This is a genomic window from Enhygromyxa salina (assembly GCF_002994635.1).
Taxonomy (GTDB): Bacteria; Myxococcota_A; Polyangia; order Nannocystales; family Nannocystaceae; genus Plesiocystis; species Plesiocystis salina_B.
Genome location: NZ_PVNL01000106.1, coordinates 1 through 26111, shown reverse-complemented (window position 1 = coordinate 26111; position 26111 = coordinate 1). Strand labels below are relative to the sequence as shown.

Below are 26111 nucleotides of genomic sequence, written 5' to 3'. Positions count from 1 at the left end.
GCTAGCCCCGATGCCAGCGCACGCCCGAACATCGGCCCTGTCGTCAGCGCAACCCGGCGAATTCGCTGCTCGGCTTGTACGTTGGCCGAGCGTCACTCGCGGCCACGTCACGGACCAGGTCGACGACCAGCGCCGCGTCGCGAGCCGCGCCCGCGAAGGTCCAGGCCGCGTCGAACTCGTCCGCTGGCGTATGGTAGCGCTGCTTCACGCCCGCCCGGATCTCGTCGCCCGCCGCGGTCCCGCCGTCGACCATGTCGAGGCTGCTGTGAAAGTACATGGCCGGGATCCCGACCTGGGCGAACGGAAAGTGGTCGGATCGGTAGAAGCTGCCGGCCTCCGGGTGAGTGTCGGGGACGACGGTGCGGCCCTGGGCCCGCGCGAGCTCGACGAGCCGATCTTCCAGCGTGGTCTGGCCCCAACCGACGACCTCGACGGCCCGGGTCTCACCATGGACATTCATGCTATCGAGGTTGACGAGCGCCAGCACATTGTCGAGTGGCATGGTGGGATTCGCGACCCACGCCTGCGACCCCAGCAGCCCCTGCTCCTCCGCCGTGGTCGCGAGAAACACGACCGAGCGATCCAGCGCTGGCCCGCTGGCGAGCTCGGCCGCGACGCCCAGCATGCTGGCGATGCCGCTGGCGTTGTCGATCGCGCCGTTGTAGATGCCGTCCTCACCCGCGGCGACCTTGTCGGGATCGGTGCCAAGGTGATCCCAGTGCGCCGTCAGGAACACCGCCTCGTCGGCTTGCGCCGCGCCCGGCAGGCGACCGAGCACGTTGACGTCTTCGACCTGGCGCTCGCTGGTGACGAGCTTGCCGCTCAGCCGCAGCCGCGTACCGGCGGCCACGAAGTCATTGCGCAGCGCCTGCGTGTGCCAGGCGGCGAGGCTCTGGCCGCCGCGCTTGGCTAGATCGTCGGCCGCGGTGCTCGAGATCCACCCGCGCAGGGCCATCGCGGGCGGCGGCTGACCGTCCGCGCCCAGAATGTGAAAGCGCTCGCTCGAGTAGCTGGTGGTTGGCACGTTCCACCCATACGAAGCCGGCGCGTCCTCGTGGATCACCAGGCACCCGGCCGCCCCAGCCGCGAGCGCGCGCTCGTACTTGTAGCTCCAGCGACCGTAGTAGGTCATCGCTGGCCCGCCAAAGCTGCCGTCTTCGGTTGGCGGATCGCCGACGAACGCGAGCACGATCTTGCCCTTCACGTCGACGCCCGCGTAGTCGTCCCACTGATACTCGGGCGCCGTCACGCCGTAGCCAACGAAGACCAGCTCCGCGTCGAGCGGGTGCTCGCTGCCAGCCGCGAAGCTGGTCCCGACCCAGTGCTCGCCAAACACGAAGGGCGCCGCCTGACCGGCGCCGCTGCCGAGCTCGAGCTGGCTGGCCTCGCGATCGAGGGTCACCCCGCGCATGACCACCCGCTGGGTCCAGCCCGCGTCCTCGCCCGCCGGCTCGAGGCCGATCGCCTCCATCGTCTCGATGATCTGCGCGACGGCGACGGCCGCCCCTTCACTACCCGGGAGCCGACCGCCGAGCGCATCCGCCGAGAACTCGCGGGTGAACTCGCGCAGCCACTCGGCGCTGAGCTCCGGCCCACCCGTGGGCGCCGCGACGTCGGACCCGGGGTTGGTCGTGGGTGGCGTGTCGCAGGCGAGCAGGGTCGAGACAGCGAGCAACACTGCGGCGTGGGGGCGAGGCATGCTCCGACCAAAGCGCAAACTTTGTGTGGACGCAAGTACGCTGGATGGACCGATGCGCGTGGGGGCACTCGCAGGCGCGTGGTAAACCCCAGCACGCCCCATCATGTCCACCCCTCCCCTCGCAGCCGTGCTCGCCTACCACGAGGTCACCAAGCACCGCCTGCCCAACCGCTACGCGAACTCGCGCGGGTTCCTGGACTGGGACACCCAACCCAATCCGTTTCGGCGCTACGAAGGCTGCCCGCTCGATCGCTTGACGCGGGTCGATGACGCCCCGTCCGGGCCGACCCTCGATGCTGTCTACGATCCATCGCGGGTGCCCGCGGAGTCGGTGAACGCGAGCAGCGTCGCGCGGCTGTTGTTCGACTCGATGGCGCTCTCGGCCTGGAAGCAGCTCGGTGACAAGCGCTGGTCGCTGCGGTGCAACCCGTCGAGCGGCAACTTGCACCCGACCGAGGCCTACGTGATCGGCACGATCCCAGGGCTGAGCGACGCGCCCGCGCTGTGGCACTACGCTCCGCTGCTCCACGCGCTCGAGCGTCGGGCCGCGCTCGAGCCCGAGCTGTGGGACACGCTGCGCGGCGACGCTGACGGCGTCATGATCGGTCTGAGCTCGATCCCGTGGCGCGAGTCGTGGAAGTATGGCGAGCGCGCGTTTCGGTACTGCCAGCATGACGTCGGCCACGCGATCGCGGCGCTGGCTCTGTCGGCCGGCGCGCTGGGTTGGCACCTGCGCGCGGTGCCGTCGATCGACGACGACGGCATCGCTCGGCTGCTCGGGCTTCCGCCTCCGTCTGGACCCGAGCCGGAGCACCCGGATCTCATGTTGTTCGTGGGCCCGCGCCCCCCGAGCCATGCGCCAGTCGTGCCCGAGTCGCTCGCGCTCGAGCTGGTCGGCACACCCAATCGCCTGAGCGAGTCGCACCACCCCTGGCCGATCATCGAGACCGTCGCCCACGCGTGCGCCCGGCGTGACGGCGTTGCGATCAACGAGCCGCAGCCGCCCGTGAGCCCCGAGCCGTCACCTTCGGGCGCGAGCGCTCATCATGTGTTTCGAACCCGGCGCAGCGCCGTCGACATGGACGGCGTCACCGGGCTCTCGCGCGCGGCGTGGCTGCGCATGCTCGCGCGGACCCTGCCGCGGCCCGGACACGCCCCATTCGCCAGCTTGCTCGGCCGGCCCCGCGTGCACTTGTTGTTGTTCGTGCACCGGGTGGAGGGCGTCGAGCCCGGGCTGTATCTGCTGCTGCGCGATCCAAGCGTTCGGGCCACGGTCGCGGCCACCATGCACGACGACTTCGAGTGGGCGCCGATCGACACCGGTCCGCTCGCGCTGCCGCTGTGGCGACTCGAGCTCGCCGACACCCGCCCGGTCGCGGCGCTGGTCAGCTGCCGCCAAGCGATCGCGGCCGACGGCGCGTTCGCGGTCGCGATGCTCGCCGAGCTCGGGCCCGCGCTCGCGGATCACGGGGCCTGGATGTACCGCCACCTGCACTGGGAGGCCGGCGCGATCGGGCAGGTGCTGTACCTCGAGGCCGAAGCCGCCGGTCGGCGCGCGACCGGGATCGGGTGTTTCTTCGACGATGGGGTCCACGAGCTGATCGGCGCGAAGGACCATTCGCTGCACACGATCTATCACTTCACCGTGGGTGGTGGCGTCGAGGACACGCGCATTGCGATCGTTGATGCCTATCATCACCTCGCGCCATGACGGGCCCTATCGCGCGTCGAGGCCTCGACATCACGCCGATCTGCCAATACTCGCGCTCTCTGCTCCGAAAATTTCGACGATTGTCGAGCGCACCTCATCATGCGTGGTGTGGCGCTGCGGCTTGTACAGATTCGAGACTTCGACCGGCTCCGCCTGCTCTTGAGTCTCATCGCGGGCGGCGTCGCCGATCTTCGCACTGCAGGCAGGCGGATGGGTGCGGGCGCCAAACATGCCGCGCGTCATGCACGCTACTACCGGGATGCTGCGGAGGTTCTCAACCTGCTAGAGCGGGACCGTTGGATCCTCACGGAGCTGGGCCTGCGCCTGATCGCTGTAGATCCGTGCAGCGCGGACGAGCGCGCCCTGTTGGCTCATGCCGTCGGTAGCGCGGAGGACCTCGGAGCAATTGCGCCAGCGTTGCTGGCCACACAAGAGCCTGACCTCGACGCGCTGGTCGAGTACGCCTGCACGCAACTCCCCGACCTGGCACACGCGACCCTCGAGCGACGAGTCCGCGACATCATCAGCTGGCGAGCCAGGCTAACCGGCCGAACCGCTCCCAAGCCGCGCCGGCACGAAATCGACCGCCAACATCGCTGGCAGCTCGATCTGTTCGATCCCACCGCACCGCCGATCGAGGCCGCCGAGTGGCCGGATCCGCGGCGTCTTCCGTTCAACTGGCCTAAAGATCGTATTCGAGTCGAGCACGTCGTTTATCCCGACCTTCGCGAATCAGACGAGGTGCTGCTGGTCATGGGCTACACGTCACTGCAACACCTGTGCGACTTTGTCGGATCCCTCGACATCGACCTGCCTCGTCGTGTCCGGGTGGTGTTCGGCAACGAACCGTTTGTCGGTCGGGACGTCCCCGCCCGGCGTCCAACGGACACACTCCGCCAAGACGTGCTCGACTACTGGCTCGAGCGAGGCGTCTCGATCCGTCACGCCCGCGCGGTGTTGGTCACGCTCGAGGCCGTGCGCGCAGGTCGACTGGCGACCCGAATCGCGCGCCGCTCTCCGGGTCTACACGCCAAGATGTTCATCGGCTCCGAGACCGCGACGATCGGCTCGAGCAACTTCACCTACCCCGGGCTGGCGGGTCAGCTCGAGGCCAACGTGCGGCTTGGTCCGCGCGCGGCCGATCGACAGCGTCTCGACGAAGCCCGCAGACTGGGCGAGATCTATTGGCGGCTCGCGCTGCCCTTCGACGACCCCTTCATCAGTCTACTCGAGCAACTACTCCGCAAGGTCTCGTGGCAAGAGGCGTTGGCGCGCGCGTGCGCAGAGCTGCTCGAGGGCGAGTGGGCGCGCCTGCATCTGCGCGACGAGCTGGGATACAGCGAGCGGCTGTGGCCAAGCCAGCTGCAAGGCATTGGTCAGGCCCTCTACGTCCTGATGGAGGTCGGCTCGGTGTTGATCGCCGACGCGACCGGATCGGGCAAGACCAGGACCGGCGCGTGGTTGCTTCGCACCTTGCGTCAGCACCTCGTCGCAATGGGCCGACCAATCGCCGATCCGGTCCTGGTCAGTCCTCCGACCGTAACCGAGATCTGGGCAAACGAGCTGCACGAGGCCGAGGTTAGGGTCGAAGCGTACAGCCACGGCGCCCTGAGCAGCAGCCGCGCGACCACACACGGGCGGGTGGTAAAGGACGTCGAGACGGCCCGCTTGCTCGCACTCGACGAGGCCCACAACTTCATCAATCCTTCCAATCGAAGCGCGATCGTGACAACCAACCTCGCGGATCACGTGGTGCTGTTCACGGCCACACCGATCAACCGCGACGTCTCGGACCTGCTGGGCATCGTCGACCTACTTGGCGCCGACAACCTCGATGACGAGACCTTGAAGATCCTGCTCGAGTCTGGCTGGCGACGCAAGCGCCCGCTCGACGACGACGATCGATTGCGCCTGCGCCGGGCCGTCGGCGGGTTCACAGTTCGGCGCACCAAGTCGATGTTCAACACGCTGATCGAGCGAGAACCGACTGCCTATCACAACGCCGAGGACCAACCCTGCCGCTATCCCGACCACAAGCCTCGCTACTATCAGCTAGGTGAGGCAAAACGCGATCGCAAGATTGCCGCCGAGATCACGACGCTCGCACGGGCGCTGCGAGGAGTCCTGTGGCTGCGCAAGCCCCTGCAGCTGACGCGTGCGCTCGCGGACGAAGGCTGGACCGCCGACAAGTATGTCGCCATGCGCCTGCAGAGCGCGCGAGCGCTGGCTCGCTACCAAGTTCGGGTCTCGCTGCGCTCGTCTCGGGCGGCCCTGTGGGAGCATCTGCATGGCACGGATGCCGCCCGCGGAAAGTTTGGGCTCAGCCGCCTCGACAAGGATGACTCGGGTGAGGTCCTCGCCAAGCTCGAGAAGTTGCGCGACCGCGGGCCCCCGAAGTCGCCGCTCACCAAGTTTCTGCCCGAGTGGCTCCAGACGCGCGCCGCGTTTCGCCAGGCCTGCGACGAGGAGCGCGACCTCTACGAGCAGATCTCCGCGTGCTGCGACCAACTGTCGACCGGGCGCGAGCAAGCCAAGGTGAAGCTGTTGCGCAACCTCATCAATAGTCACCGACTGATCGTCGCCTTCGACTCGCGCCCGATTACCTTGGCGCTACTGCGCGAGCTCCTCGATGGTGCGAGTGAATTCGACGTTCTGATTGCTACCGGCGGCCGAACCAGCGAGCAGAAGGCGGTTCAGCGAGCGTTCGCGCTGGGAGCCAAGACCCGTCCCAGCATCGCGCTGTGCTCCAACGCGATGGCCGAGGGGGTCAACCTGCAACAAGCCTCGGCAGTGGTCCATCTCGACATGCCGAGTGTGGTCAGGATCGCGGAGCAGCGTGTCGGTCGAATCGATCGCATGGACAGTCCGCACGCGCGCGTGGAGTCGTGGTGGCCGAAGGATGCCGATGAGTTCGCGCTCTCGACCGCCGACAAGCTCGGCGCTCGGCTGGACCTGGTCGGCGACTTGCTCGGCGCCAACGTGTCGCTGCCCACGGACGCGGAGAACGACGAGATCATCCAGCCCGAGCACCTACTCGAACAGATGAAGGCGCAGCAAGCCCGCCAGATCGACCTGATCGACGACGCCTTCGCGCCCGTTCGCGGTCTCATCGAGGGCCCGCGGGCGCTGGTCGACGCCGCGACCTACGCCGCGCTGCGCGGCAGCGATGCTCGCGTGCTGTCGGCGGTCGCCACCGTGCGTGCGGCTGCGCCATGGGGGTTCTTTACGATCCCAGGCACGCGTCGTAGGGCCCCGCGCTGGGCATTCATCGATGGCTCGAGCGGACGTGTGATCACGGCCCTCGACGTGATCGCGGACGAGCTGCGCATACGGCTGGCGGTCGCTGAAGACATCGAGCTCGACGCCACCGCGGTCGACGTGATGGACACGCTCCTGGCCAAGCTTCAAGCCGCGGCAACCTCGCTCTTGCCTCGCCGCAAGCAGCGGGCGCTCGAGCAAATGCGCGAGCTGCTCGGTGCGTGGGCCCGCCATAGCCGACGCGACGATGATGAGGTCCGGCTCGAGATCATCAATGATCTCTTGGGGCTGAGCGCGTCCGAAGACCAGATTGACTACGACGAACTCGTGGACTCCTGGCTCGCCGCGATCCGTCCTCGGTGGCGCCAGTTGCTGCTCGCGCCCGGCAGGCGTCGACGGAGCAGCCTGCGGCGACTCGCGGGCTTGACCCCCCTGCTGAAGAAGCAGCCGCTCGAGACCGCGGCTCTCGTCGAGATGCTCGGCAGGGTCCAGCGTGCAAAGCCGCTCGCAGAGCGAATCGTCGCCGCGATCATTGGGGTTCCTGGGAAGTGATGACTGGGACGAGGACGCGCTCGCGCGGAACCCAGCCAAGTTTAGCGCCCCTCAAATAAGTGGGGCAGCTGACAAACGATTCACGCGAACCCCCACCCAAAGGCCTGCTTGCGCGGCGCTAAACCGGTATCCTCTGCCCATGCAACCTGGACTACGACGGACGCTGATTGTCTCGGGCCTGCTGCTCGGCGCCTGCGGGGGTGAAGAAGGCCGCCCGGTCGGCAGCACCACTGGCGTATTCACGGTCGGCGACGCCGACACCACCGGCGACGGCGACGGCGACGGCGATCCCTCCACCACGACCGGCCCGCTGCTCGACATGCAGCAGGGCGACGGCGACGGTGACACCGGGGACGAGTGCGCGGCGGTCAGCGAGCAGGCGCAAAATCAGTTCGCGCCGGTCGACATCGTGTTCGTGATCGACACCTCGGGGTCGATGTCCGACGAGAAGAACTTCGTGCAGCAGAACATGAACATGTTCTCCACCCAGATCTTCTTGGCCAACATCGATCACCACGTGGTCCTGGTCGCCGAGTCCTCGCCCGACGGGCCCTGCATCGGCGTGCCGCTGGGCAGCGGCTCGTGCCCCGCCGACACCAAGCTGCCCGAGTACCTCCACGTCGTCGAGAGCGTCGGCAGCACCAACGCGCTCGACAAGATCCTCTCGACCGAGCAGCTGTGGTCGACCTCGATCCGGCCAGACTCGGTCAAGCACCTGGTCGTCGTCAGCGACGACAACTCCAACATGGACGCCGCCAGCTTCGACGCGGCCTTCAAGGCGCTCAACCCCGACTACGCCAACTACTTCTTTCACGCGATCGTGGCGTTCGAGGCCCCGGACGTGGGCGACTGCTTCCTGGGGGCCAGCTGCTGCCTGTCGTTCGTACCGCTGTCCGAAGAGGCCGGCGACGTGTACCTGGACCTCGTCGCGCTCACGGGCGGCGTCGCGGGTGATCTGTGTGATCAACAGTTCGGCCCCGTGTTCAATCAGATCGCGCAGTCGGTCCAGCAGAACCTGCCGCTCGCCTGTGAGTGGGACATCCCCGATCCGCCCGAGGGCGATACCTTCGACCCCAACAAGGTCAACGTCGAGCTGCTGCTCGATGGCCAGCCCGAGAGCGTCTACTACGTCGACAACGAGGCCGCGTGCAACGGCGGCGACGGGTGGTTCTACCTGCCCGACGCGACCGACCCGCAGTCGATCCGCATCTGCCCCGAGACCTGCACCCGCACGCAGAACGCGACCCAGGCATCCGTCGACATCCTGTTCGGCTGCGACACCGTCCCCGTCGAGTGATCGGCTCAACCGTCTGGGAGACTTCTACCCCGAACCTTCACAGGCTTGGGGAGCGAAGAACACATTGAGCGAAGCATCGGCCGGCGCGATCACGCTATTTCGACGCAACCTCGAACACCCGCCGATAGATGTCCCCGACGCTGATCTCACAGCCGATCGCCGACAGCACCACGGCGTCACCGAGCCGCCGATCGGCGAGTGACCAGAGCCCGTCGCCCTGGCGCGTGTAGAACTCGACGAGCGCCTGGTTCTGAGACACGAGCACGTAGTGCTGCACGCTAGCGATCTGTCGGTAGTGCTCGAATTTTTTTCCGCGATCATAGGCTTCGGTGCTGTCGCTGAGCACCTCGACAATGACCACGGGGTTGAGCAGCGTGTCTCCTCGTTCGTCCGTCAGCTCACTGCGAGCTCGCAGGCGAACAACATTCCGCGCAGGCCCCCGGCGGCGGTGGGCGCCTCGTTGAAGTAGAGCGGCTTGGGCTCGCCGGTCTGGTTGATCGACGCGACGAAGCGGCGCCGACATTGCTCGGGCAACGCGTTGAACTCGAGGGTTCGCTTGTCAGACATGAAGTGCTCGAGCGGGATGCGGCTCGGTGGATCGCTGCAGGTGGTTCGGAACGACCACGCCAAGTTGAACGAGCAGCTCGCGGCGGCCAGCGCTTCGCTGCCCGCTCCTGCGCTGACTCGCCTCAGTCATTTTGCAGGGTCGGGACGTAGTTCATGTCGGTGGTCACCAGCACCCGACCCACCGCGGCGGCGTCTACTGCCGTCGCAGAGAACTCACGATTGCGAAACCGCAGGGTGTGCATGCCCGCAGCCAGATTCCAGCTCAGGTCCTCGACCATGCAGAAGTCCGTTCCCTGGTTGTGGCTGACGGGCTGGTAGCTCCAGTTGCTCTGGATGTTCTCGGTATGGCAGCCGTAGACCCACTTGTGCTCCGGGTCTTCGCCGTCGACGCGGACCCAGAACGAGTCGGGGTCGTTCCCCTCTATGCCCGGCTTCGAGTCCCAAACCAGGCCCCAGATCACCACCTCGGCCGGACACACGAGCTCGAAGGTCCAGGTGATCGTGCCCGCCCCCTCCTCCTGCGACTGCGCGAAGACGCCTGGGTTCTGATTCGGGTCGCCATAGATGTCCATCGGCAGCTCGGTCTCGCCGTGCGACGCGAGCATGAGCGTTTGATACGTGAAGCCGGCGCAGGGATCGGGATCGCCGTCGCCGTCCCCGGTGTCGCCGTCGCCGTCCCCGGTGTCGCCGTCCCCGTCCCCGGTGTCGCCGTCCCCGTCTCCGGTGTCGCCGTCCCCGTCTCCGGTGTCGCCGTCGCCATCGCCCGGGTCGCCGTCCCCGTCGCCCGAATCACCGTCGCCATCGCCGGGATCACCGTCGCCGGGGTCGCCATCGCCATCACCCCCGGTGTCGTCGGCGGCCTCGGGCGAGTCTCCCGCACCGGTCGCGTCGAAACCACAGCCGGTGCCCAGCACCAGACAAGCACAGACGATCGAAGATCCGTAACGCATGCGGACAGCGTACACAGTCCGGGACACGCCGTCATACCCCCAAATTGCGCACTCGCCCCGCCCCCGGACGGGTACCCGCCCCTGCAGCTCGACCGTTTCCGTGTCGCGCACAGCCCCGCGCGTAGGCTGGATCACGTCAAAGCGGCGCCCGAGTTGGGTGACCGTCGACGATCCGCAACAGCCCGCGCGGGTTCGCGGCTTGCAATTCGGGTGGCAGCAGCGCGTCGGGTAGATCCTGAAAACAGATCGGCCGAGCGAATCGCTCGAGCGCCGCGGTCCCGACCGAGGTCGTGCGGGCGTCGCTGCTGGCCGGCCACGGACCACCGTGCTGCATCGCGGGCGAGACCTCGACGCCGGTCGGGAACCCATTGAACAGCAGCCGGCCGACGCGATCGCGCAGCGCGTGGATCAGCCGGGCCGCCAGCTGCAGATCCGCAGCGTCGGCTTCATCGACGTGAATCGTCGCGCTGAGCTGGCCCTCGAAGCTGGTCGCGAGACCCACGAGCTCGTCGTCGTCGCGATAGCGCACGATCAACCCCGCCGGCCCAAACAGCTCTTCATGCAGCGCTGGCTGGGCGATGAAATTTTCCGCGTCGATCGTGAACAGCTCGGCCTGCGCACGGCCGGCTTCGGGCCTGGGCGTGCTCAGCCGAACAATGCCCGCAGCGGCAGCCCGCCGGGAGACGCCCGCCTCGTAGCCCGCGAGGATCCGCGGATCCAACATCACGCCGGGCCCGACGTCGGCCAGCGCGACCGTGAGCGCCGCGACGAAGCGATCGCCAGCCTCACCGTCGGGCACCAAGATCACCCCGGGGTTGGTGCAGAACTGACCGACGCCCATGGTCAGCGAGCCCGCGACGCCGACCGCGAGCGCCGAGCTGCGAGTCGCGAGCGCGGACGGCAACACGAACACCGGGTTGATGCTGCCCATCTCCGCGAACACGGGGATCGGGCACGCCCGCGCCGCGGCGGCCTCGACCAGCGCACGACCACCCCGCAGCGAGCCCGTGAACCCCACGGCCCGGGTCAGCGGGTGCCTGACCAGCAGCTGGCCAACCGCGTGATCGTGACCATGAACCAAAGCGAAGCTGCCCGGGTGCAGACCGCTCGCGCGCACGGCTGCTGCGATCGCCTCGCCGACCAGCTCGCTGGTGCCGGGGTGGCTGGGGTGCGCCTTGACGACGACCGGACAGCCAGCCGCCACCGCCGAGGCCGTGTCGCCGCCCGCGACCGAGAACGCGAGCGGGAAATTACCCGCGCCAAAGATCGCCACCGGCCCGATCGGGACCAGCATCCGACCGAGCTGTGGCCGCGGAAACGGCTTGCGATCGGGCAGCGCACGATCGATGCGCGCTCCGACCCAGCTGCCCTCGCGGACCAGCTCCGCGAACATGCGCAGCTGCCCGACCGTGCGGCCGCGCTCACCGATCAGACGGGCCTGCGGCAGCCCGGTCTCGACCATCGCGCGCTCGATCAGCGCGTCACCGATCGCTTCGATCTCGGTGGCAATCGCCTCGAGAAACGCAGCGCGTCGCTCGGCCGACAGCGGCGCCTGGGCGTGGGCTTGGGTGGCCAGGTGCAGGGCCGCGTCGAGCTCCTCGGCGCGGGCGTTCGCGTACGCAGGCTCGAGCGCCTCGCCGGTCGCGGCCGCGACCGCGCGATGGTCCGCCGCGCCGTCACGTCGCCGCTCGAGGCCGATCAAGTGGTGGCCGTGCAGCGTCATAGCCCCAGCTCCGGCCGCACGCCATCGGCGAGTCGCTGGTCAATCAGCGCCAAGCTGCGCTCGCGGACCGCCCCCTCCAGCGGCCTCCGGGGCGCCCGCACGCGCTCACTGCCGATCTGCTCGCGCGCCTGCACCAGCTTGATCTGTTGCACGAAGTCGGGCTGACAATCCAGGCGCAGCAGCGGCAGAAACCACCGGTATAGCTCGAACGCCTGGGCCCAGTCCGCAGGTGCTTCACTGCGCCCAAGCTCGAACAGCGCGACCGACTCGGCCGGCAGCGCGTTGACCAGCCCGGCGACCCAGCCATCCGCGCCCAGTCGCGCGGCCTCGAGCGCCATGTCGTCGAGCCCGGCCAAGATGTTCAGGCGATCACCGAGCAACGCCCGAACCGCCGTGATCCGGCGTAGATCCCCGCTCGACTCTTTGATCGCCACGACCTGTGCATGCGCCGCAGCGAGCTCGGCGACCTGGTCCGGCAGCAGATCCACGCCGTACGCGATCGGGTTGTTGTAGAGCATGCAGGGCAGCGACGAGGCGCGGATCACCGCGTCAAAGTGGTCGCGAATCTCCGCCCACGGACCCTTGTGAACATACGGCGGCAGCACCATCAGGCCGCGACAACCCACGCGCTCGGCCTCGCGCGCGAGCGAGCACGCCTCGGCGGTCGAGAGCGCCGAGATCGACGCGACGACAGGCACCCGCTCGCCGACGGCCCCGATCAACGTCCGCAGCAGCTCGAGCTTCTCGTCGACGAGCAGCGTCGCGCCCTCGCCGAGCGAGCCCAGCGCGATGATCCCGGTGGTCCCGTGGTCGACGAGCCAGGCGGCGTGGCGATCCACGAACGCGTGGTCGACCGCGCCAGCCGGATCGAAGGGGGTGGTAATGGCAGGCATCACGCCTTGGAAGTTCATCATGGTCACCTGTTCATGCGTGGAGCGCCGCGGCTGAGATCAGCCGGGCGGGAGAGAGTGGCAGCGGGTCGAGCGTCGTGGCTGCGCCGGTCAAGCCCGCGACGATGAGCTCCGCCGTGGCGAGGGAGGTCGTGATGCCCAGGCCCTCGTGACCGCACGCGAGCAGCAGCGAGGGTCGATCGGGGAGCGGCCCGATCAACGGCAGCCCGTCCGCGGTCGCCGGACGCAGGCCAACCCAGGTCCGCAGGGCCAGCTGACGATCCAGCCCAGGGACGAACCCGCGGGCGCGCGCGACCATGCGGGCGAGCACGCCCCGATCCACGCTGCGATCGTCGTCGCCGTCGTGGCGCGAGGAGCCCAACAGAACCTGCCCGGTCGCGCGCGGCTGCAGGTTGAAGGCCACGCTGGTCTCGCCGCGGGTCGCGACGCTGTCGTGGTAGCCGAGCTCGATCAGCTGGTGACGCAGGTCGAGATCGGTCGCGGTGGTGATCAGCAGGTGCCCCCGCCGCGGCGTGATCGCGTGGGCAAGGCCGTGCTCGGCGAGCAGCGGGGCGGCCCTGAGCCCCGCCGCCACGACCACGTGCTCCGCCGTGATCGCGCCGCCGTCGGCCAGCCAGATCCGCTCGCCCGACCCGACGCGCTCGATCCGATCGACCGGTGCTCGCTGGGTCAGCTCCGCCCCCAGCGCCTGCGCTTGGGTCAGCATCCACGCGGCGACCACGGGCGGGTACACGATCCGATCGCCTGGCACCCGCAGCGCACCAGCCAAGCTCGGCGCCACGCAGGGCTCGAGCGCGCGCAGCTGCCCGGCGCTCACCAGCTCGGCCGCCCACCCGCTCGCGCTCAGCGGCTCGAGGCGGGCGCGGGCGTGGTCGAGCTGATCGTCGTCCTCGGCCAGCCACAGCGTGCCCGCCCCACCCCACTCGGCCTCGCGCGGGAGCGAGGGCGCGAGCGCGTGCCACAGCTCGAGGCTGCGGCGGGTGAGCGCGAGCGTGGTGGGATCGTGATCGAGCACCAGCAAGTGGCCCATCCCGTCCGCGGTCGCGCCCACCCCGGGGCTGTCCCGCTCGAGCACCCGCACGCGCGAGCCGGCGCGGGCCAGCCACAGCGCACACGCGGCGCCAACGATCCCCGCCCCGATCACCACGACCGATCCTCCGCTCACGCCAGCCCTCCCAGCGGATCACGCGGGTCGAACAGCAAGCGGCCCTCCGCGGTCACCCACGCGCGCCCGCGGATCGTCGGCTGCGGCCGCCCGCTCGCGTCGAGCTCGTCGATGCTGCCAATGAACACGCTGCCGGTGATGCTCTGCTGCCGCCAGCGCTGCCCGAGCGCGAGCCGGCCGTCGGCGTACAGGCAGGCCAGGCGCGCGCTGGTCCCCGTCCCACACGCCGAGCGATCGTGCTCACCGCCCGGACACAGCACGAAGTTGCGCGAGTCTGCGAGCTCACTCGGGCCGCACAGCTGCACGTGATCGATCGGCGCTCCGTCGTCGCCTCGAACGCCCGCGAGCTCCAGCGCCGCGCGCAGCTCACGAGTGAACGCGTGCAAGCTGGCCAGCTGCTCGGCCGCGACCGCGACCGGCGAGTCCTCGACGATCAGGAACCAGTTGCCGCCCCACGCAACATCGCCGCGAACGATCCCGCGGCTGGTCGACAGCTCCACGCCGCGGTGGAGCCGGTAGCTGGGCACGTTTCGCACGGCGACGTAGCCGTCGGCCTCGAGCTCGAGCCCGACCTCGCCCGCCACGGTCTCGAGCACCAGCGTGCGCCCCCACGGCTGATCCGGCATCCGCCCGCAGTGCACCAGCGTGCGCGCGATGCCGACGCAGGCGTGCACACACATCGGCAGCTGCCCGACGTTGTTGACGAACACTGCCGCCGCGGCCGAGCTCGACTCGCACGGCGGGACCAACAGCGCCCCGACCATCGCCGCACAGCCGCGGGGCTCATCGATCAACGCCGCCCGCAGACCCGGGTAGTCGGTCTCGAGCGCACTCGCCCGCGCGCGGATCGTGGCGCCGCGCAGCTCGGGCAACCCGTCGAGCAAGACTCGCGTCGGCTCGCCCTCGGTGTGGCTGTCGACGAAACCGATCGATGGGACGGGCACGCTCATCAGACGCTTTAGCGAATCACCCTGGCGAAGGTCCAGGAGCAACGAGACCCTAGATGCACACTTGACCCACGTCAACGCTATAGCGTATGAGATCATCTGCGAGATGGTCGACCCGTCCAGCAACATCGGCCCCAACATCCGCCGCCGCCGCCAGGCGCTCGGGCTCAGCCTCGACGCGCTCGCGCAGGCCAGCGGGGTCAGCAGCACGATGCTCTCGGAGGTCGAGCGCGCCCGCAAGAACCCCACGGTCAAGCTGGCCTATCAGATCGCCCTGTCGCTCGGCTGCTCGCTGACCGACCTGCTCGACGACAGCGAGCAACAGAGCGTGTCGCTGGTGCGCGCGAGCGACCGGCGGACCCTGCTCGACCCCGACACCAACGTGGTCCGTCACGGTCTGCGACCCGACCTGCTCGACCTCGAGATCGCCTGGTACGAGCTGCCGCCGCACCGCTCCTCGGGGCAGATGGGCCCGAACCGAGCGGGCGTGGTCGAGCTGATCACCGTGCTCGAAGGCCGCGCGCAGATCGTGCTCGGCGGCGAGGTCCACACCCTCGAGCTCGGCGACTCGATCTCGTATGGGCCGCAGTCCACGACCGAGTACATCAACCCCAGCGACGCGCCGACCCGGCTGTTGCTGGTGGTCGATCGCTCGCGGGTGTCGCCGGGTGGGTAGAGAGGCCTCGCTCAGCGGGCAAACCAGAAGTCCGAAGACCACGCGAGCGTGCGGGCGCCGGTGTTCGGGTCGAACACGTCCAGCGCGACGCCGTGGCTCTCCGCGGAGAACACCGCGATCCCGGTGACCGTGGCCGCGCGGCCCGGGAGCGCGCGCGAGTCTGGATCGGACGGCGGCGACTCGATCACGATGATCTCGACGGCGAGGTAGCCGAGCCCGCCGAGCACCTTCCGATCGGGACCGCAGACCTCGGCCTCCCAGCGCACGCTCGAGTCCGAGTCGATCGCCCGCAGCGGAAACCGAAACCCACCGGACCCGGGGGCGAAGGTCGCGTAGTAGATCGTCGTGCCGCCCCTGGCCCGCGCCAGCTCGAGCGCGGCGCCGGGATCGGTGGGCAGCGGGCCGAGCTGGACCCGACCCATGCTCAGATCAAAGCTCAGCGTGCCCTTGGCCGCCGACAGGACCATCGCCGCGCCCGGGCGAACCCGCAGCCCGCCGGGCCCCTGCGCCCACGCGCCGCGGCGATCTGCGTGCTCGCTCAGCCCGATGTCGTAGTACGGGGGACCCGACTCGTCACCCTCGCGCAGGCGGGCGCTGGCCAGCTGCTCGAGCCACCAACGCGGCGGCGCGAGGTCGAGCTGGGCCTCGATCTGCTGCGCCAGGCGATCGACGCTGGCTCGGGCGAGCACACCACTGGCGTCAAAGCTGCGCCCGCGCTCCCACGCGGCCAGCATGGCCACGCTCGGTGGCGCGGTGTCGGCGAGGCTGTCGAGCTGCGCGGGCGTGCGGGCGGCGAGCTGCTCGCGCAGCGCAGCGCCTTCGCACGCGAGCGCGAGCGCGTGCAGCTGGGTCTCGTCATCCAAGGGCGCGAGCTCCGGCTCCGGCTCCGGCTCCGGCTCGTGCTCGGCCTGGTGCGTCTGCTCGGGGATCGGCGCGAGCTTCGGCGCGGCCGTTGGCGACACCGGGGTAGCTCGCTCGCACCCGGTCACGGTGCCGACACACACACCAAGGATCAAGAGCTGCATGCACAGTCGCTCGGGCCTGGGTGTCACCGGGCCACGCTACCATCGCCCGCTGGATCCATGCACACTCGCGCCATGCCTGACGACACCGAGCACGACGCCCTGCGCGAGCAGGTCGAGCAGCATGAACGGCGCATCACCGAGCTCGAGATCGACGCCGCGTTCCGCCGCCAGACCAGCGACGATCTCGACGAGGTCCTGCGTGAACAGGGTCGCCGCCTGGCCCAGCTCGAGCGGCGCGTCGCCGAGCTGGTCGGCCAGCTCGATCTCGTCGCCGACGATTGATGCTACAACCGGCCGCATGGCCCAGCGTGGCATCCCGTTTGGCAAGCGCCCGCCCGGTGGTCACGGCGATCCGCCTGGTCCGCCCGGTCCACCTGGGCGTGGCCGGCAAGCGCCCCAGCGCCCGCGGGTGTTCAGCGTCCGCGAGGCGGTCGAGCTCGCCAACCAGGTGATCGAGCGGGGCGTCTCCGCGATCTGGGTCGAGGGCGAGGTCTCCAACCTGGTCGTGGCCCGCAGCGGCCACGTCTACTTCACGCTCAAGGACGGCGCCGCCGCCCTGCCCCTCGCGATGTGGGCGACCAGCGTCCGGCGCCTGCGGTTTCGCATCGATGAGGGTCAGCGCCTGCGCGTGTTCGGGCGCATGGGCATCTACGCCGCGCAGGGTCGGTTTCAGTTCTACGCCGAGCGGGCCGAGCCAGCCGGGCTCGGCGAGATGACCCTCGCGCTCGAGCAGCTCAAGCAAAAGCTCGCCGCCGAGGGTCTGTTTGCGAGCGAGCGCAAGCGGCCGCTTCCGGCCTGGCCGCGCGTCGTCGGGGTCGTGACCAGCCCGACCGGCGCCGCCGTCCACGACATCATCAAGGTCATCCGGCGGCGCATGCCCACGCCCGTGCTGCTGTCGCCCGCCAAGGTCCAGGGTCCCGAGGCGCCCCACGAGCTCACCGTCGCGCTCCGCCGCCTGCAGCGGGCGCCGGGGGTCGACGTGATCATCATTGGGCGCGGCGGCGGCTCGCTCGAGGATCTGTGGGCGTTCAACCACGAGGGGCTGACCCGCGCGATCGCGATGTGTCCGATCCCGATCGTGTCGGCCGTCGGCCACGAGGTCGATGTGACCCTGTGCGATCTCGTCGCCGATCGCCGGGCCGCGACCCCGTCACAGGCCGGCGAGCTGGTCGTCCCCGATCGCGCGGCGCTGCTCGAGCGCTTCGCCGATCGCGAGCGCCGGCTGCTCCGCAACCTCGAGCGCCGAACCCTGGATCTGGGCGCGCGCCTACACGGAATGTCCAGCCGGCTCGAGCGCTGGGGCCAGAGCTGGGTCCGACGCGAGCGCCAGCAGCTAGGCGGGGCCCAGCGGCGGCTGACGGTCAGCATGCGTGGGTCGGTCGGCGCCTCGCGTCGGCGCCACCGCGAGCTCGCTGAGCGACTGCGAGCCGTGCACCCGCGGGTCCGGATCGCCGCCGAGCGCAAGCGCCTGCACGAGCTCGAGCGCCGGCTGATGCGGGCGGGCAAGGGGCTGACGGCCGGGCTGCGACCCCGGCTCGCGCGGGCGGCCGGCAAGCTCGACGCGCTGTCCCCTCTGGCCGTGCTCGGGCGTGGATATGCGCTCGCGCGGGATTCATCCGGGGCGCTGATCCGTGACGCGAGCCAGGTCGATCTCGGGGACTCGCTGCGGCTGCAGCTACAGCGCGGGGAGCTCGACGTCACGGTCACCGGTATCGAGGATCCCGCTTGAGCTCGCCGCAGGCCCTGCCTCGGTGCTTTGGCGTATTCGGTGATCCCATTGGGCACTCGCGCTCGCCGATCATGCACGCCGCCGCGTTCAAAGCGCTCGCATTGCCACACTGCTACTTGCCATTTCACGTCGGCGCCGGGGGGCTCGGCGAGGCCGTGCGTGGCGCGGCGGCGCTCGGGTTTGGCGGCGTCAACCTCACGCTCCCCCACAAGCAGGCCGCGCTGGATCTGTGTGATGTGCGATCGGAGACCGTCGAGCGGATCGGCGCCGTCAATACCCTGTGCTTCGTGCCGCGCGCGAACACGGGCGCGATCGAGATCCACGGGCACAACACCGACGCCCGCGGATTCCTCGACGCGCTCGACCAGCTCCCGGGCTCGAGCCCGCGGCACGCCACGATCCTGGGCGCAGGCGGGGCCTCGCTCGCGGTCGTCGACGCGCTGCTGGGCGCGTTCGAGCAGCTGGAGCTGACCTGGGTCAGTCGCAGGCCCGAGCGCATCGCGCTGCCGACCGAGCCCAGCGCCCGGGCCCGCGTGCGGCCGCTGAGCTGGGAGCAGCTGGGGGCGCCGCGCGGTGAGCTGTTGGTCAATACGACGATCGTCGGCCTCGCCGGGGGTCCGCGGGAGTTCCCGGTCGAGCTCGATCTTGGCGAGCTCGACGCGGGGGCGCGGGTGATCGACATCGTCTACCCGCGGCCGGTCGGCGGCCTGCTCGAGCGCGCGCAGGCGGCTGGGTTCGCGGTTCAGGATGGCCTGCCGATGTTGCTGTGGCAGGGGGTTCGGGCGCTGGAGCTGTGGCTAGACCTGGCGCTGCCGGATCACGCGATCGAACGCATGCAGGAAGCGCTGGGGATCGTCCGCGCAGATCGATGAGTCTTCGTTCCGCCGTGTCACTGTAGCGGTGTCACTGTAGCTGCGGCGAAGTTTTCCGACACACCTCGCCACACGCGAACACGCTGCGGCAAACCACGGGCGTGCCTCCACGATCTTCGCAGGTAGCATGTTGGCGTGCTGAGCCACGCAATCTTGTACGGCAATGACGGCGGTGTTCGGTCTCGCGGGCGGCGTTGCTGGATCTCCGCTGCTGACCGGGTTGGTGGTCGGAGCGGCGGTCGGTGTTCTACTCCTGATCGAGGCCGCGGTCCGACGTCGACGCGCCCGGCAGCAATGATCCGAGTTGAACATCCACTCACGCTCGCGCGCACTCGGCAACCCGAAACGCCCGGACCATCTGGTTCTGCTCCGCCCGCGGGATCCGCCGCGCCGTCGCGACCTGGCGCCAGCCTCGCGCGACCGCGGTCACCAACTCGATGATCTGATCTGCGCGACGCCGACGAATCCCAAATAGCTCGGCGACCTCCCGCACCAGCTGCAGATCCTGCGTGTTGTCGGTCGCCGAGATGTTGAGGCTCAGCCCCTCGCCCCCGGCGACCGGGTTGATGTCGTACGCCGGCGCCAGGCGCCAGCCTGCGTCCGTCAGCAAGAACCCATGATTGCGCAGGTGATCCTCGACATTGGAGATACACACGAACAGCACAATCCGCCGCCACAGCTCCTCGAGATCCTCGCTTGGATTGGCGCCTGAGCGCTTGAGGACCTCGGCCAATTCGAGGTAGCTCGCCTCACCGGGCGCGCCGCGTTCGGTGCGCTGCAGCAGCGCCATGGCCGACGCGAAGTGACGACGTTGTCCGCCGCGTGTCCGGTCGAACCTTCGCGTGATGAAGGTGTGGTGCTGACTGGCAAATCGCGCAGACGCCGAGGGTGAGACCGTGACGCCGGCACGGTTGGCGAGCTCGTGCGCCACGCCCTCCCATGCGCCAACGTCGACCACATCGTCATGACTGGGGAATTTGGCGATGTGAAGCCGACCGTTGTGGTCGACGACGCTCGCCTTCGGTCGCGCCCCGCCCAGCGAGCGGCCGGATGCCAGCAGCATGGTGAGCCACCGCGGGTAGTCGGTGCTAGCTTCCGCGCCGGCTCGCTCGAGGCACTGGCTCGCCTGCTCGAGCTCGCGCAGCGCAATCCAGGGCGGCGACGCGAGCTCCACGTTGTCGTCCAAGAAGGGGCCCTCGGGCGACAACCGGAAGCGCAGGGCGCCCATTCGATGCCCGTCGTACACGCCGAGCAGGTAGTCGGACTCCGACAGCTTTCGGCGCGGACGCCCCTGCTCGCGGGCGAGCTGGGCTTCGCTCCGCTCGAGCAACATCCGCCCCCAGCGGTCGGGGCTGGAGTCCAGCAACGCGCCGCACTCGTGCCCCGTGTACGCGGCCAACCACGGGTCGTCGACTTGCTCGCTCTCGACCCACTGCTGGTCATACTCGAACGAGAGCACCTCTTCCCCGCTCACCTGCGCGGCCGACAGCGCGCCAACCCGGGACCGCGGCGCGCCCTCCCAGTCAGCCCATACCTCGATGGAGATCTGATCAGATGTGGTCATCATTCGCGTCGTTCCTGCGCTTGTAGGAGGATCTTGAACGCATCGCCCCCACTTGACCAACGCTGAACATTCGCGTTGAAGCGCCCCGCGATCCGAGCTACTGCGGATCCGGCAGCGTCGACTCGCACTCGGTCAGCGGCCCCGTCAGTCCGCTCCACCCTGCGGGATGATCGCCGACCGCGGGCGGCCCGGCCACCAGCACGCCGGACAGGCTCAGGTCCAGCGGGTCCGCCTCGAACAGCTGCGAGTCGAGGTCCAGCAAGTACAGCCGCGCCGTGTCGTCGTCGAACAGCGGCCCACCCAGCGCGTGGCTGCCCCAGGTTCCGCCCATCCCGATCAACGATCCGGTGCCAGTGTTGTAGTCGAACTCATAGACCGCCCCAGAGTCGATCGCAAAGCCGACGCCGTCGGTGATCTCGCCCATGTCGTCGATCCCGGGCCCGAGGTCGTCAATGTCCGCGATCTGGGCCATCTGCAGATCGGTGATGACTTCGTAGTCCAGCTCGCCAGCGACGTAGTCGCCGGTAAAGCGCAACAGTCGATTGCCGGTGGCGTCACTCAGGTCCACGCCGCTGTCCATCAAGTACACCAGGCCCTGACAGTCGGTGTAGAGCGCTTCAATTAGCAGGTTATCCGGGACCATGCCCAGGACTTGAACCTCGATCATGCTCGCTTCGGTCGGCGGCTCGGCGATATGGATGATCTGCGTGCCGACCATCGGGGCTACGCGCGAGATCAGGAGTGATCCATCCTCGAGCATGGTGATGCCAGAGAAGCCGTCAATCAGCGGGGTGGTGATCGTGCTGCTGACCAGCTGCGTCACGGTTCCGTCGGCGGGGTTGATCTCGATGTAATTCAGGCGCTGCTCTAGCGAGTACCAGAGGTTGGGACTGCTCCACAGCGGGTCGACTGGATCGCCGTCGCCGTCGCCATCGCCATCTCCATCGCCGTCACCGTCGCCGTCACCGTCGCCGTCACCGTCGCCATCACCATCACCATCACCATCACCGTCGCCGTCACCGTCACCAGGATCGCCGTCGCCGTCGCCGTCGCCGTCGCCATCTCCATCACCGTCGCCGTCGCCGTCGCCTTGGTCGGTCCCCGACTCGGTCCCGCTCCCGTCGCTCGTCGTCTCTGTCTCCGTGCCAGATTCGGTCGAAGCATCGGCGGAGGTCGTGCTGTCACCGCACGCGGCCACGAGCAGCAAAATTCCAGTGAGCGTGACGTCGCGTCGCATCGCGCGAGTTTGGCACGCAATGGCTCGACCCGCGATGCCACCCTGATGTGGCTGACACCCGACCTCGCGGCCTGTACCCTGGTGCCATGGGACACACACCTGAGCACTCGCTACCAGCCTTGTTGCTCACGAGCGTCGTGGCGCTTGGCTGCGCGGATCAGCGGGTCCCCGCCAGCGGCTCGGACACGGGCACCAGCGACGTCACCGACGCGGAGTCCGACGAGGGTGAGGACGAGAGCGAGGGCGCGGGCGAGGGCGAGGGCGAGACCGGAGAGCCGAGCTGCCTCGGCGCGCCTGGCCCGTGGGATCTGGGCTGGGCGATCCCCGACCCGCCCGAGCTCAACGGAGATCCCACGGCCGGCGAGTGGGCCCTGCTCCACGAGGACTACGTCAGCTGCGGCGTCCCCTACGACATGTTCATGCTCGGCAAGGGCCTGTTGGGCACCTACGCCGACGGCCAGCCGCTGCCGTGGCGCGACGGCAAGGCGGCGACCCTGCCCTACAACTGGAACTTGGTCGTGTCCGAGGGCGGCACCGAGCTCGCGGCCATGAACTGCTTGACCTGCCACGCCGGACAGCTCAACGGCGAGCTCGTCATCGGCCTCGGGCGCCACGACGCCGACTTCACCCAGGATCTCGGCGCCCTGTTGAGCGTGCTGCCGCCGCTGCCCGAGTGGACCGACGCTGGACACGAGATCAACAAATTCGTCGGCCGCTACGAGGCCCTGGGACCCCACATCAAGACCTACACGATCGGCACCAACCCCGCCGACGACGTCGCGGTGATCCTCGCCTCGCACCGAAACCCGTTCACGCTCGAGTGGTCCGACGAGCAGCTGGTCCCGATCGATCCACCGCTGGTCCCAGTCGACCCGCCGCCACTGTGGCGGGTCGAGAAGAAGGCCGGGCACTTCTACAATGGCATGTCGCGGGGCGACCACCGCGGGACCATGATGTTCGCGTCCTCGCTGTGCATTGACAGCGCCGCCCAGGCGACTCAGATGTTCGACTATTTCGCTGACATCGTCGCCTACCTCGAGACACTCGAGCCCCCCACGTACCCATGGGCGACCGACAAAGCGCTGGCCGAGCAGGGCCGCGAGCTGTTCGAGTGCAGCTGCGCCGGCTGTCACGGGACCTACGATCAAGACCCCGACGCCGAGACCTTTCCCAATCTGCTGATCCCGCTCGACCTCGTTGGCACCGATCCCTTGCTTGGTCAGGCCGCGCTCGGTGAGATCGGCGAGATGATCGAGTGGTACAATTCGTCGTGGTACGGCACCGTCACGCAGCTCACCGCCACGGATCCGTTCATTGGCTACGCCGCGCCACCGCTCGATGGGATCTGGGCGACCGCGCCATTCTTGCACAACGGCTCGGTCCCCACGCTCGAGCTGTTGTTGAATTCGAGCGAGCGCCCCACCTACTGGCGGCGCGTCAACTACGACAGCAGCAACTACGATCAAGACCAGCTCGGCTGGCGCTGGATGGAGCTCGACCACGGACAGGCGGGCGCGGCACCCGACGAGGCCAAGCACATCTACGACACCACGATCCTCGGCCATGGCAACGGCGGCCACACCTTTGGCGATCACCTCAGCGACGCGGAGCGGGCGGCCGTGCTCGAGTATCTGCGGACGCTGTGAATCTGCGGACGCTGTGAATCTGCGAACGCTGTGAATCTGCGGACGCTGTGAATGGGGTGCGCGCGCTTCGGCTATTGTCCGAGGGTCGTCTGCCAGTGACGGATGCGGCGCTCGAGGTTATCAGCGCGCAGCTGAGGGCTGCTCTCGAGGATCCGTCCGTCGGGGCCCACGAGTAGCATCGTGGGCACGCTGTGCAGCCCGAGCTCGCTGCGGACGGCCTCGCGCTGGCCCTCGTCGACCCACCCGTGGCGACCGGGTGTCGGTGCTTCGGCCAGGAAGGCTCGGACTTGCTCACGGTCATTGTAGACCTCGATCGTGACGAGCTGCGGCGCGGGCTTGGTGTGCTCGAACGCAGCCACCGTGGCGGCCAGCTCGGGGAACGACTTGCGGCAGCCTTCGCACCAGATCGCGTAGAGCTCGAGCACCGTCAGGCCGTGGAAGTCTGTGGTGCACAGGCGGCCGTTTTGGTCGAGCGCGTCCACGCACAGCTCCGGTAGCATGCGGCCGGGCGCGAGGCGCCGCGTGGGACCGAGGGACTCGACGATCGGGCCGTAGACGGTCGCGTGTAGCTCTGGCCGACCTTTCCATCGAGCCCAGATCGCCGTGGCCTGATCCCAGCGAGCCTCGCGGATCGCCCAGCCGTAGCGCTCGAGCGTGATGAGGGCCGCGACCTCGGGTTGGGGGTGGACGCGGATCTGATCATCGAGCTGGTCGAGGGTCTCCCAGCGGCCCGACTCGAACGCGGCGGTTGGCAGCGAAGGGGCCCAGATCGCCCAGCGGGGGTCAGCGAGATCGAGCTCGTCGAGCGCCTGGGCGGCCGCGGCCTCGCGGGTCAGGCCGGCGCCTGGATCTGCCGTGCCGATCGCAAACTGAGCCGCGATCATGAGCGCCCGGACGTGAGGGTCGCTCGTGGAATCGATCTCGGCCGCGACCTGAGCCCAGACAGCGAGCTTGGCTCGAGGTTCGCTCGCGCTGTTCCAGCGCTCGCGGCGGGCGGCTTGCCAGGCGGCGACGTCGAACCATGCCTGCACCTGTGGATTCGGCCTGGCTTGGGCGATCGCGAGGGGCCTGTCGGAATTGGTGCCGGCGGGGAGCTGCAGCGTTAAAGCGCCGGCAAACGCCTCGCGTGGGACCGTGGCGGGCAGGTTGTCGCCGCCAGGGAGCGTCGCGCGGAGGTACACCACCGGGGCCGCGGCTCGCCACGGCGAGAGCTCGAGCGTGACGCGGCCGGCTGTATCCGTGGTCTGCGAGCGCTCGCCGAGGACGCCGAGTTCGACATTCGCGATCGGCTGGCCGTCGGCGTTGAGCAGCCGCGCGTCGAGGTGCGTGGGTTGGGCAGCGGCCGGGCGCAGCTGGTCACTGCGCCTGGCGCTCGGTGACGGATCGGCGCGGGAGCACCCGAGCGCTAGCGCCACCATTGCAACCGCCGCCGCCGCCGCCGAGAGGCTCCTGTTCATCACTCGCATGAGAGTACTACGCGCGCCAGACACCGTCGCAAAGTTGGGCGGTCACTCGCCGATCACGCGGACATCGTCGTGGAGGGCGTCGCGCAAATATAGCGACTGCACGACGACGACGATCGCAACTAGCAAGGGTGTTGCCATGAACAAGCCGATGATACCGCCGGACAGACCCATGAGCAGCTGAAACGCCAACAACAGCGCGGGCGGCATCGACACGACCCGTTGCTGAATGAGCGGGGTGATCACGTAGGACTCGATGATCTGCACGCCGACGTAGACCAGCAGCGCCCACAGGGCTGTGCGAGGATCGACCGACAGGCCCACGAGCACGCCCGGGACCGCGGAGATCATGGGTCCGAGGTTGGGCACGAACGAGAGCACCCCAGCGAGGATGCCCAGCGGCAGCGCGAGCGGGACACCGACTGCCCACAGACCGATCGCCGTGCCTGCGCCGACGACGACCATGGAGAGGAACCGCCCGACGAACCAGCTGCGTAGCGCCCGCCCGATCGCGCGGAACAGATCGAGTACTCGATCGCGGCGATCCGGCGGGAACAGGCGGGCGGTGCCGCGGAGGTACAAGGTAGGGTCAACGGCGAAGTAGAGGCCGAATACTGCGATGAGGAGTAGCGCACCGATCGTGCCGACTGTGGTGCTCAGGAACCCGCCGAAGCGGGGGGTGAGCAAGGACTGGATCTCCATGTTGGATAGCTCCGCGTAGAGGCGTGAGCCCCATGTGCGGGCCTGCAGCCACGAGCGCAAGGCTTGCCAGGTGATTGTGATCTGTTGGCGTAGGCCCTCGAAGTGCTCCGCGAGGGCTGGTCCAATCCAGATGAGGACGCCGATCGTGGCGCCGAGCATCGCGAGAAGCACCAGCGCGAGGGCCAAGAGTCGGGGCATTCGGGTCCAGTCGGCGATCTTTTGGGCGATGCCGTCTAGGAGGACGCCGATGAGGACGCCGCCGAATATTGTGAGGATGGCTGTCCATGCGAGGCCGACGAGGACCAGGATGACCGAGGCGAACGCTACGACGGCGACTGCGATCATGACCAAGCGCAGGAATCGGCGCTGCTGCGCGCGCGAGAGCTCGGTGGCGGTGGCGGTGGCGGCGGCGTCCTC

At 68.9% G+C, this 26111-nt stretch carries 22 protein-coding genes; 8 read left to right on the top strand and 14 right to left on the bottom strand.

Annotation, left to right across the window (positions count from 1 at the left end):
* Positions 1–43: 43 nt before the first annotated feature.
* Positions 44–1699 carry a M20/M25/M40 family metallo-hydrolase gene (locus ENSA7_RS26240; protein WP_181234123.1) on the bottom strand — a complete coding sequence of 552 codons (1656 nt, stop codon included), beginning with the start codon at positions 1697–1699 and terminating at the stop codon, positions 44–46.
* A gap of 103 nt (positions 1700–1802) precedes the next feature.
* On the opposite strand from ENSA7_RS26240, the gene ENSA7_RS26235 reads away from it, so the two are divergent.
* Positions 1803–3410, top strand: a complete 1608-nt coding sequence (locus tag ENSA7_RS26235; protein WP_106092092.1) for a SagB/ThcOx family dehydrogenase — start codon at positions 1803–1805, stop codon at positions 3408–3410.
* Positions 3411–3440: 30 nt separating this feature from the next.
* Here ENSA7_RS26235 and ENSA7_RS44180 read toward each other — a convergent pair whose 3' ends face one another.
* Positions 3441–3653: a hypothetical protein gene (locus tag ENSA7_RS44180; protein ID WP_181234122.1), complete on the bottom strand. Its 213-nt coding sequence runs from the start codon at positions 3651–3653 to the stop codon at positions 3441–3443.
* Positions 3654–3827: 174 nt separating this feature from the next.
* Between ENSA7_RS44180 and ENSA7_RS26230 the strand changes: the two genes are divergently transcribed.
* Both ENSA7_RS26230 and ENSA7_RS26225 read left to right on the top strand, forming a co-directional pair.
* Positions 3828–7220: a helicase-related protein gene (locus tag ENSA7_RS26230; RefSeq protein WP_181234121.1), complete on the top strand. Its 3393-nt coding sequence runs from the start codon at positions 3828–3830 to the stop codon at positions 7218–7220.
* A 139-nt stretch (positions 7221–7359) separates the two neighbouring features.
* Complete coding sequence (locus tag ENSA7_RS26225) at positions 7360–8517, top strand: vWA domain-containing protein (RefSeq protein ID WP_106092090.1); 1158 nt, start codon at positions 7360–7362, stop codon at positions 8515–8517.
* 94 nt (positions 8518–8611) lie between these two features.
* Here ENSA7_RS26225 and ENSA7_RS26220 read toward each other — a convergent pair whose 3' ends face one another.
* The 7 genes from ENSA7_RS26220 to ENSA7_RS26195 form a co-directional block, all read right to left on the bottom strand.
* Positions 8612–8932, bottom strand: a complete 321-nt coding sequence (locus tag ENSA7_RS26220; protein ID WP_342352844.1) for a Uma2 family endonuclease — start codon at positions 8930–8932, stop codon at positions 8612–8614.
* On the bottom strand, positions 8911–9084 hold the full coding sequence (locus ENSA7_RS45450; RefSeq protein ID WP_244923913.1) for a hypothetical protein: 174 nt from the start codon (positions 9082–9084) through the stop codon (positions 8911–8913). Before ENSA7_RS45450 ends, ENSA7_RS26220 begins: the two co-directional genes overlap by 22 nt.
* 122 nt (positions 9085–9206) lie before the next feature.
* Entirely contained in the window at positions 9207–10034 is an 828-nt protein-coding gene (locus ENSA7_RS44175; RefSeq protein ID WP_181234120.1) for a hypothetical protein, read from the bottom strand.
* A 136-nt stretch (positions 10035–10170) separates the two neighbouring features.
* Entirely contained in the window at positions 10171–11757 is a 1587-nt protein-coding gene (locus ENSA7_RS26210; RefSeq protein WP_106092088.1) for an aldehyde dehydrogenase (NADP(+)), read from the bottom strand.
* Entirely contained in the window at positions 11754–12668 is a 915-nt protein-coding gene (locus ENSA7_RS26205) for a dihydrodipicolinate synthase family protein (protein WP_106092122.1), read from the bottom strand. The genes ENSA7_RS26210 and ENSA7_RS26205 overlap by 4 nt, the downstream gene beginning before the upstream one ends.
* A 13-nt stretch (positions 12669–12681) precedes the next feature.
* Positions 12682–13833: an NAD(P)/FAD-dependent oxidoreductase gene (locus ENSA7_RS26200; protein WP_106092087.1), complete on the bottom strand. Its 1152-nt coding sequence runs from the start codon at positions 13831–13833 to the stop codon at positions 12682–12684.
* On the bottom strand, positions 13830–14783 hold the full coding sequence (locus ENSA7_RS26195; protein ID WP_106092086.1) for a proline racemase family protein: 954 nt from the start codon (positions 14781–14783) through the stop codon (positions 13830–13832). Before ENSA7_RS26195 ends, ENSA7_RS26200 begins: the two co-directional genes overlap by 4 nt.
* 103 nt (positions 14784–14886) lie before the next feature.
* Between ENSA7_RS26195 and ENSA7_RS26190 the strand changes: the two genes are divergently transcribed.
* Positions 14887–15456, top strand: coding sequence for a helix-turn-helix domain-containing protein (locus tag ENSA7_RS26190; RefSeq protein ID WP_106092085.1), 570 nt, complete (start codon positions 14887–14889; stop codon positions 15454–15456).
* A gap of 11 nt (positions 15457–15467) precedes the next feature.
* Here the strand turns inward: ENSA7_RS26190 and ENSA7_RS26185 are convergent, their stop codons facing one another.
* A complete protein-coding gene (locus tag ENSA7_RS26185) occupies positions 15468–16508 on the bottom strand; it encodes a hypothetical protein (protein WP_146158145.1) in 1041 nt (346 codons plus the stop codon).
* Between the two features lie 45 nt (positions 16509–16553).
* Between ENSA7_RS26185 and ENSA7_RS42495 the strand changes: the two genes are divergently transcribed.
* From ENSA7_RS42495 to ENSA7_RS26175, 3 genes are read left to right on the top strand one after another with little or no spacing between them, the layout of a single operon-like run.
* The gene (locus tag ENSA7_RS42495) at positions 16554–16763 is read left to right on the top strand and encodes a SlyX family protein (protein ID WP_181234119.1); all 210 of its coding nucleotides are present in this window, start codon (positions 16554–16556) and stop codon (positions 16761–16763) included.
* Positions 16764–16779: 16 nt separating this feature from the next.
* Positions 16780–18210 carry an exodeoxyribonuclease VII large subunit gene (gene xseA, locus ENSA7_RS26180; RefSeq protein ID WP_146158143.1) on the top strand — a complete coding sequence of 477 codons (1431 nt, stop codon included), beginning with the start codon at positions 16780–16782 and terminating at the stop codon, positions 18208–18210.
* Positions 18207–19082: a shikimate dehydrogenase family protein gene (locus ENSA7_RS26175; RefSeq protein ID WP_106092082.1), complete on the top strand. Its 876-nt coding sequence runs from the start codon at positions 18207–18209 to the stop codon at positions 19080–19082. The genes xseA and ENSA7_RS26175 overlap by 4 nt, the downstream gene beginning before the upstream one ends.
* Positions 19083–19398: 316 nt before the next feature.
* Here the strand turns inward: ENSA7_RS26175 and ENSA7_RS26170 are convergent, their stop codons facing one another.
* On the bottom strand, positions 19399–20646 hold the full coding sequence (locus tag ENSA7_RS26170) for a type II toxin-antitoxin system HipA family toxin (RefSeq protein WP_106092121.1): 1248 nt from the start codon (positions 20644–20646) through the stop codon (positions 19399–19401).
* A 97-nt stretch (positions 20647–20743) separates the two neighbouring features.
* Complete coding sequence (locus tag ENSA7_RS26165; RefSeq protein ID WP_106092081.1) at positions 20744–21883, bottom strand: hypothetical protein; 1140 nt, start codon at positions 21881–21883, stop codon at positions 20744–20746.
* Positions 21884–21969: 86 nt separating this feature from the next.
* Here ENSA7_RS26165 and ENSA7_RS26160 point away from each other — a divergent pair, with 86 nt between their 5' ends.
* Positions 21970–23529, top strand: coding sequence for a c-type cytochrome (locus ENSA7_RS26160; protein ID WP_146158142.1), 1560 nt, complete (start codon positions 21970–21972; stop codon positions 23527–23529).
* Positions 23530–23600: 71 nt separating this feature from the next.
* On the opposite strand, the gene ENSA7_RS26155 is transcribed toward ENSA7_RS26160, so the two are convergent.
* On the bottom strand, positions 23601–24986 hold the full coding sequence (locus ENSA7_RS26155) for a TlpA family protein disulfide reductase (protein ID WP_181234118.1): 1386 nt from the start codon (positions 24984–24986) through the stop codon (positions 23601–23603).
* A 51-nt stretch (positions 24987–25037) separates the two neighbouring features.
* Positions 25038–26111, bottom strand: a 1074-nt coding sequence (locus tag ENSA7_RS26150) for an AI-2E family transporter (RefSeq protein ID WP_106092078.1), incomplete at its 5' end; no start/stop codon positions are given.

Excerpts from the sequence above, each read along its gene's own strand:
- ENSA7_RS26165 (WP_106092081.1), bottom strand. The coding sequence starts at position 21,883 with ATGCGACGCGACGTCACGCTCACTGGAATTTTGCTGCTCGTGGCCGCG.
- ENSA7_RS26205 (WP_106092122.1), bottom strand. The coding sequence starts at position 12,668 with ATGAACTTCCAAGGCGTGATGCCTGCCATTACCACCCCCTTCGATCCG.
- ENSA7_RS26240 (WP_181234123.1), bottom strand. The coding sequence starts at position 1,699 with ATGCCTCGCCCCCACGCCGCAGTGTTGCTCGCTGTCTCGACCCTGCTC.
- ENSA7_RS26170 (WP_106092121.1), bottom strand. The coding sequence starts at position 20,646 with ATGACCACATCTGATCAGATCTCCATCGAGGTATGGGCTGACTGGGAG.
- ENSA7_RS45450 (WP_244923913.1), bottom strand. The coding sequence starts at position 9,084 with ATGTCTGACAAGCGAACCCTCGAGTTCAACGCGTTGCCCGAGCAATGT.
- ENSA7_RS26190 (WP_106092085.1), top strand. The coding sequence starts at position 14,887 with ATGGTCGACCCGTCCAGCAACATCGGCCCCAACATCCGCCGCCGCCGC.
- ENSA7_RS26235 (WP_106092092.1), top strand. The coding sequence starts at position 1,803 with ATGTCCACCCCTCCCCTCGCAGCCGTGCTCGCCTACCACGAGGTCACC.
- ENSA7_RS42495 (WP_181234119.1), top strand. The coding sequence starts at position 16,554 with ATGCCTGACGACACCGAGCACGACGCCCTGCGCGAGCAGGTCGAGCAG.
- ENSA7_RS26210 (WP_106092088.1), bottom strand. The coding sequence starts at position 11,757 with ATGACGCTGCACGGCCACCACTTGATCGGCCTCGAGCGGCGACGTGAC.
- ENSA7_RS26155 (WP_181234118.1), bottom strand. The coding sequence starts at position 24,986 with ATGAACAGGAGCCTCTCGGCGGCGGCGGCGGCGGTTGCAATGGTGGCG.
- xseA (WP_146158143.1), top strand. The coding sequence starts at position 16,780 with ATGGCCCAGCGTGGCATCCCGTTTGGCAAGCGCCCGCCCGGTGGTCAC.
- ENSA7_RS26160 (WP_146158142.1), top strand. The coding sequence starts at position 21,970 with ATGGGACACACACCTGAGCACTCGCTACCAGCCTTGTTGCTCACGAGC.
- ENSA7_RS26195 (WP_106092086.1), bottom strand. The coding sequence starts at position 14,783 with ATGAGCGTGCCCGTCCCATCGATCGGTTTCGTCGACAGCCACACCGAG.
- ENSA7_RS44180 (WP_181234122.1), bottom strand. The coding sequence starts at position 3,653 with ATGACGCGCGGCATGTTTGGCGCCCGCACCCATCCGCCTGCCTGCAGT.
- ENSA7_RS44175 (WP_181234120.1), bottom strand. The coding sequence starts at position 10,034 with ATGCGTTACGGATCTTCGATCGTCTGTGCTTGTCTGGTGCTGGGCACC.
- ENSA7_RS26225 (WP_106092090.1), top strand. The coding sequence starts at position 7,360 with ATGCAACCTGGACTACGACGGACGCTGATTGTCTCGGGCCTGCTGCTC.